Annotated in this window: 3 protein-coding genes; 2 read left to right on the top strand and 1 reads right to left on the bottom strand. The window is 65.8% G+C overall.

Annotation, left to right across the window (positions count from 1 at the left end; translation table 11 throughout):
- Positions 1 to 827, bottom strand: an 827-nt coding sequence (locus GPA21_RS18230) for a branched-chain amino acid ABC transporter permease (RefSeq protein WP_168989524.1), incomplete at its 3' end; no start/stop codon positions are given.
- A gap of 243 nt (positions 828 to 1,070) precedes the next feature.
- Between GPA21_RS18230 and GPA21_RS18225 the strand changes: the two genes are divergently transcribed.
- Together GPA21_RS18225 and GPA21_RS18220 are read left to right on the top strand one after the other, a co-directional pair.
- Positions 1,071 to 2,744, top strand: coding sequence for a ShlB/FhaC/HecB family hemolysin secretion/activation protein (locus GPA21_RS18225; RefSeq protein ID WP_168989523.1), 1,674 nt, complete (start codon positions 1,071 to 1,073; stop codon positions 2,742 to 2,744).
- 23 nt (positions 2,745 to 2,767) lie between these two features.
- The coding region (locus tag GPA21_RS18220) for a two-partner secretion domain-containing protein (RefSeq protein WP_168989522.1) at positions 2,768 to 6,890 on the top strand (4,123 nt) is incomplete at its 3' end.

Here is a 6,890-nt window from a genome sequence, read left to right as displayed (position 1 = left end):
GCCAGCATCAGCAACACATAGGGCACGACATCCTTGCTGCCCTCGGGCAGATAAAGCCCGGCCAAGGCCTCGACCACGCCCAGGAAGATGCCCGCGATCAGCGCGCCCGGCAGGCTGGACATGCCTCCGAGCACCGCGGCCGGAAACGCCTTGAGCGCAATCAGTCCCATGTTGAGATGCACGAAGGTGATCGGCGCCAGCAACAGGCCCGCGCAGGCCGCGAGTCCAGCCCCCAGCGCCCAGGCCAGGGTGTGCATGCCGCTCACCGACACCCCCATCAGCGCGGCCACCTGCGGGTTCTCCGAACATGCGCGCAGCGCGAGGCCGGCCTTGGTACAGCGAAAGAACAGGGTCAAAGCGAGCGCCAGCGCACAGGTCGCGCCTATCACCGCCACATGCTCCAACGCCACCACCACCGGGCCGAGTTGCAGCGTCTCACCGGCCCACGGCAGGTCGAGCCGGTGCATGGAATGACTCGCTGCCGGCACCGTGGTCACCGAGCCGCGCATCATCATCCCCAGCCCGAAGGTCAGCAGCACCGCAGTCAGATGCGGCTGGCCGATCGCCCGGCGCAACACCCCCCGCTCGAGCACCGCGCCGAATACGACCATCGCCACCAACCCACCCGGAACCGCCAGCCACATCGGCCAGCCGCCCGCGACATTAAGCGCCAGCACTGCAAAGGCACCCACCATCAGCAACTCGCCCTGCATGAAGCTGACCGTTTCGGTCGCCTTGTAGATCAGCACGAAGGACAGGGCCACCAGCCCGTAGATGCAGCCAGTCGCAACACCGCTGAGCAGAACCTGAAGAAAACTCGAACTCATGGACGCGAAGCATAGCCGAGCGCGGCGTCCGCGCAATCGGGCTAAAGCTGAATTTTCTGGCGTCCGCAGGAGCAAGACGCCCACGCGAAACAATGCGGATCCCAGAACAGGAACAAAAATGCTAATACCATATGCACTTGAAGTTTTGTTACACTTCGCCGCGCTATGTCAAAGACATTCTCACAAGCGCTCATCCGGCATTGCATCGGAGCCCGTCACCGCGCCTTTTCTGCAGGGTTGATAATGTGCCTTGCGCTACTTGGTGCCCAAGCAGCCATCGCCGACCCGCTACCCGACCCCACCGTCGAACTCCTGCGTCAACAGGGCCGCGAGCGCGAAGAGCGTCAGCGCCTTGAAACCACGCCGCAAGTGCGGCTGCGTGTACCGGACGCACCGCCAGCCGAGCGCATCCCTGAGGACGAAACCCCGTGCTTCGTGATCGACCGCATCATCCTCGAGGGGGAACACAACGCACACTTTGAATTCGCCCGCGCGGCCATCGATCGGGCGGACGACCCCGCGATTGGCCGTTGCCTGGGCACCCAAGGCATCGCGGCAGTCATGGCCAGAGCACAGAACGCCATCATCGCGCGCGGCTTGATCACCACCCGGGTACTCGCCCAGGCCCAGGATCTCTCCGATGGCACCCTGGTGTTGACCGCCCTCCCGGGTCGAGTGCGGAACATCGGTTTCAGCAAGGAAAGCGGCCGACGCGCATATGCAAGCAACGCAATGCCGATGCGCGCCGGAGACCTGCTCAGCCTGCGCGACCTGGAGCAGGGGCTGGAGAACCTCCGGCGCCTGCCCAGCGTCGAAACCGACATCCGCATCCTACCCGGTGAAGCGCCCGGCGAAAGCGACATCGAGATCGAATGGCAGCAAGCCCGGCCGGTGCGCCTCGCTCTTTCACTGGACGACAGCGGATCGCGCACCACCGGCAAGTACCTCACCACTGCGGCGCTGTCGGTCGACCACCCCCTCAGGCTCAACGACCTCTTCTATGCCAGCTACACCCGAGATGTCGGCGGCCACCGTGGCAAGACGAGCGGCGCACGCGACACCCGAGGGCACACCGTCCACTACTCGGTGCCATACGGCCACTGGTCGCTCAGCGCCACGACAAGTGAGAACCGCTTCAGTCAGACAGTGGCCGGGAGCGTGGAGGACTACCGCTACAGCGGCATCAGCGAGAACCACGAACTGCGCCTCAGCCGCACCCTTTACCGCAGTGCGCGACACCGGTCGGCGGTGTCGCTACGCGGCTATCTGAACAAGTCCGCCAACTTCATCGAAGACGCCGAGGTCCGCATCCAGCGCCGCCGGATGGCAGGCTGGACGCTCGGCGTACAACACCGCGCCCACTTCGGCAACGCCACCCTGGAGGGCGCACTCGACTTTCGCCGCGGCACTTCGGCGCTGGGCGCCATCGAGGCACCTGAAGAGACCTCCGGCATGGGAACCGCGCGCCCGCGCGTTCTCTCCGCCAACGCCCAGCTGACCCTGCCCTTCGCCGCCGCCGGCGAGTTCTTCAGCTACCGCACCAACTGGCGCGCCCAATGGCATCGCACGCCACTGGTACCGCAAGACCGCTTCGCCATCGGCGGACGCCACACGGTGCGCGGTTTCGACGGTGAAACCATTCTGCTCGCAGAACGCGGCTGGCTACTTCGCAACGAGCTCGCCTGGCACCACCGATCCGGCCTGCACAGCGTTTACGCCGGCCTCGACCACGGCGTGGTCGGCGGTCCCACGGCAGAGCGGCTGGTCGGACGCCGTCTCACCGGTGCAGTCATCGGCACACGCGGCAACTGGCAGCAACTCTCCTGGGACGCCTTCGTCGGCTGGCCACTGTCGCGCCCGGATGGCTTCAAGGCGTCGAGCAAAGTCACCGGATTTCACCTTTCCTGGTCCTGGTAAACACGAAACCCTGGGGAACGACCATGAACTCACGACTGCACCGAATCGTCTTCAACCGTCATCGCGGCACACTCATGGTCGCCGCTGAGAACGCCCGTAGCCTGGCTGGTGGCTCACCAGGGGCGCGTCGCAGCGCGGGCACCTCCCATACCGGTGGTTTCGCTCTGCGCATCGGCATCCTGACGCTTGCCATTCAGGCGGGGTTCACAACCAGCGCCCAGGCACAGGTAGTCGCCTATCGTGACGCTCCCGCAGCGCGCCAGCCAGCAATCGGCAGCGCCGCCAACGGTGTCCCGCTGGTGAACATCACCCGGCCCAGCAGCGCAGGCGTCTCGCGCAACGAATACAGCCGCTTCGATGTCGACCCCCACGGTCTGATCCTCAACAACAGCCGCAGCGACACCTCCACGCAGCTCGGCGGCTGGGTGGAGGGCAACCCGCAACTGTCGGGCGGTACGGCTCGAATCATCGTCAATGAAGTCGTCTCGCCCGACCCCAGCCAGCTCAGCGGCTACGTCGAAATCGCGGGGCGTAGCGCGCAGGTAGTCATTGCCAACCCGTCGGGCATCACCTGCGACGGCTGCGGCTTCATCAATGCCAACCGGGCGACCCTGACCACCGGCACACCGCAGTACGACAACGGCAGCCTAAGAGGCTATCAGGTGCAAACCGGAACGGTCCGCATCGAAGGCGCAGGACTCGACGCACGCCAGGTGACCCATACCGAGATCATCGCAAACGCGGTCGAGGTCAATGCCGGCATCTGGGCAAGACAACTCCACGTCACCGCCGGTGCCGCCATGATCGACGCCCAGACCGCAAGCCATACAGCGCCGCTGGAAGGCGAGCATGCCGGCACTGCGCCAGCCGTCGCGATCGACGTCGCCGAGCTCGGGGGCATGTACGCGAACAGCATTCGCCTGATCGGCACCGATGCTGGCGTCGGCGTGCGAAATGCAGGCCACATCGGCGCCAGCGCCGGCGAGCTCGTCGTCACAGCCGACGGCCGTCTGGAAAACACCGGCAATCTGGTCGCCAGCGGCCATTTGACGCTCAAAACCGATGCTGGGCTTCACAATCGCGGCCAGGTGCTGTCTCTGCAAACTGTTACGGTCAGCGCCGCGACCGCAGCAGACAACACCGGTGGCCGCATCGCCGCCGGCCAGCACGCCAGCCTGAATGCGCAAGACCTGATCAACCTGGGCGGCACAGTCGAAAGCACCGGCTCCATAGAGATCAACGCCAGCAGGCACCTCGACAACCGGTCTGGTCTGATACAGGCCAACGGGAACATTCTCGTCTCCGCCCGCAACATCGACAACTCGGACACTCTGGCCCCCAGTATCGGCATTCACGGCCATTCGGTCACGGTTTCCGGCGAAGGACTGGACAACCAACGCGGACAGCTCACCGCCCGCTCGCGACTCGATCTGGAGGCAGACCACATTGCCAACTCCGGCCTCATCGACGCCGACGCCCTGCTGATCGAAGCCGGCACGCTCGACAACCATGGTCAGGGAAGAATCTTCGCCACCACCATCGCGATCGACGCCCAAACGCTGCACAACCGGGGAGAGACGGGAGACGCACCCGTAATCGCAGCGCGCGCAGACATGGACCTGGGCGTTGCGACGCTGAGCAACCGCGACAACGCCCTCATTCTCAGCCTTGGCGACATGCGCATCGCCGGTGAACTCGACCATGACCACAGAGCGGTCGGCTCTGCTGACAGCGTAACGAACGCCAGCGCCGCAATCGAAGCCGGCGGCCATCTCCGGATCACTGCCGATACGCTGACAAACACCGACACCCACTTTCAGACTGCAGCCGTCCAAGTGGAGCGTCAGCGAATCGAGGAGTACCAACACTACAGCTCGACTCGACGCTTCGCAGCGGACGAGGTCAGCATCCGCCTCGGCCGCCCCAACAGCGACCAATGGGTGCTCTATCTGAACACTCCTGACGGACGACGCAGCAACGACTACTTTCATTACAACTACACCCGCACCGTCACCGAAACACAGGTCATGGCACGCGCGCCCGCAAGCATCCAGTCGTTCGGCACACTCAACATCGAGGCGGACACGGTAATCAATGACAAGAGCCGTATCCTCGCTGGCGGCGTGCTCGCCATCGTGGCGGATGACATCTTCAACCTTGATGCCACCGGTCAGCGCATCGAACGCGATACCGGCACCGCCACGCGCTACTATCGAATCAAGCGTAGCCAGGGCGGCATGGTCCAGGCTCAAGGTGTCGACCAACGCAGCTATGCACCTGCGCCCGTCGTCGAAACCATCGCGCTTGCGAACGCCGAGAGCGCAGGCTACCAGACCATCTCGCTCGCGGCTTCGAGCACACTCCCATCCGCAGCAGAGGCCGGCCCCCCAGCGGCAACCCCGCTGACGCCCAACGCACTGTTCGGTATTCAGCCAGGTCCCACTGCGCTTTACCTCATCGAAACCGACCCGCGCTTCGCCGATTTCCGCCACTGGATCAGCAGCGACTACATGCTCGACCGCCTCGGCCTGGACCCCGCGCTGGTGCAGAAACGTCTCGGCGACGGCTTCTACGAGCAACGGCTCCTCAACGAGCAAATCGCCCAACTCACGGGCCGCCGTTTCCTCGAGGGCCACGCCGAGCAGGAGGCCCAGTACCGCGCGCTGATGGACGCCGGCATCGCCTTTGCCGAAACCTGGCAGCTCGTGCCCGGGGTGGAGCTCAGCCCCGGGCAGATGGCCGCGCTCACCACCGACATCGTCTGGCTGGTCGAAACCTCGGTCACGCTCGCCGACGGCAGCACACACAGTGTCCTGGCACCCCGCCTCTACGCCCGCGCACCACAGGGCGATCTCTCTCCATCCGGGTCCTTGCTCGCCGGAGCGCAGGTCCAGCTCGATTCGGCCGGCACGCTCTTCAACCAGGGCGCCATCGCCGGCCGCCAGCTGGTGAGCATCTCGGCCGACACCATCGCCAATCTGGGCGGCACCGTCTCGGGCAACCAGGTAGTCCTGCACGCCGACAACGACATCATCGCCGCCGGCGGACGGATCGCCGCCGACAACGGTCTGAACCTCGCAGCCGGGCGCGACATGGTCCTGTCCGCCGCCACCTACCGCACCGAGGCCGACAACGGGGTGCGCAGCGGAATCGCGCAGACCCTGAAGATCGATAACGCCGCTGGCGACATGACCCTTCTTGCTGGCCGTGACCTGCGCCTGGCCGCGGTCCATCTCGCCAACACCGGCGACGGCGACACGCTGCTCGCCGCCGGGCGCGATCTCGCGCTGGACATCGTCCGTGAAGAGCGCGCCGAACTGCTCACCCACACCCGAAGCGAGCGCCTCGAAACCGAAACCCGCGACCAGGGCAGCCGGATCGAGGTTGGCGGCAACCTGGCCTTGTTCGCCGGCAACGATTTGGCCGCACGTGCGACCAGCATCGACGCGGCCGGCGACTTCACCGCGGCAGCCGGTGCGAACATCGACATCACCGCAGGCGTGCATGCACAGGGCATCGACGGCCGCCTCACCGACATGAACTCGGGTCGCGTGTCCCGCCTCGACGTCTCGCGCGAGCGCGCCATCGCAGCCGACCTGCGCGCGGCCGACATCACACTCGCCGCCGGGGGCGACCTCACCGTGGCCGGCTCGGATCTGACCAGCAACGAGGCGCTCCGGTTGGCCGCCGGGCGCGACCTCACCCTGGGCACCGCCGCCGAACACGATCGACGCGACTGGCAGCGAGGAGACGGCCGCAACTGGCGGCTGGAGTCATCAACCTCCGAGCGGGTCACCACGCTCTCGGCAGGGGGCGACATCGACATAGTCGCCGGGCACGATCTCTTGCTGCGTGGCACCGCCATCCGCACTCCCGGCGATGCACAGCTTGCCGCCCAAGGCGGCGTCACGCTCGAAGCCGCCTACGACACCTATTCGCTTGACGCTCGCAGCTACCGTAAGTCCAGCGGCCTCTTCTCCAGCAACAAGCGCACCAGCCGGGAAATCGCCGAGCGTGCGACACCCACCGGCGTCGACATCCAGGCCGGCAACATCGACATCGCGGCAGGGGGCGATCTCTCCGCGACCGCAGCCCGTCTGATCAGCCACGCAGACACCACCCTGAGTGCCGGCGGCGAGCTTGAGC

Origin of the sequence: Azoarcus taiwanensis, from assembly GCF_012910885.1 — a bacterium.
GTDB classification, from domain to species: Bacteria; Pseudomonadota; Gammaproteobacteria; order Burkholderiales; family Rhodocyclaceae; genus Azoarcus_F; species Azoarcus_F taiwanensis.
The sequence above is the reverse complement of the archived record's forward strand: the minus strand, read 5'-3'. Positions and strand labels throughout refer to the sequence as shown.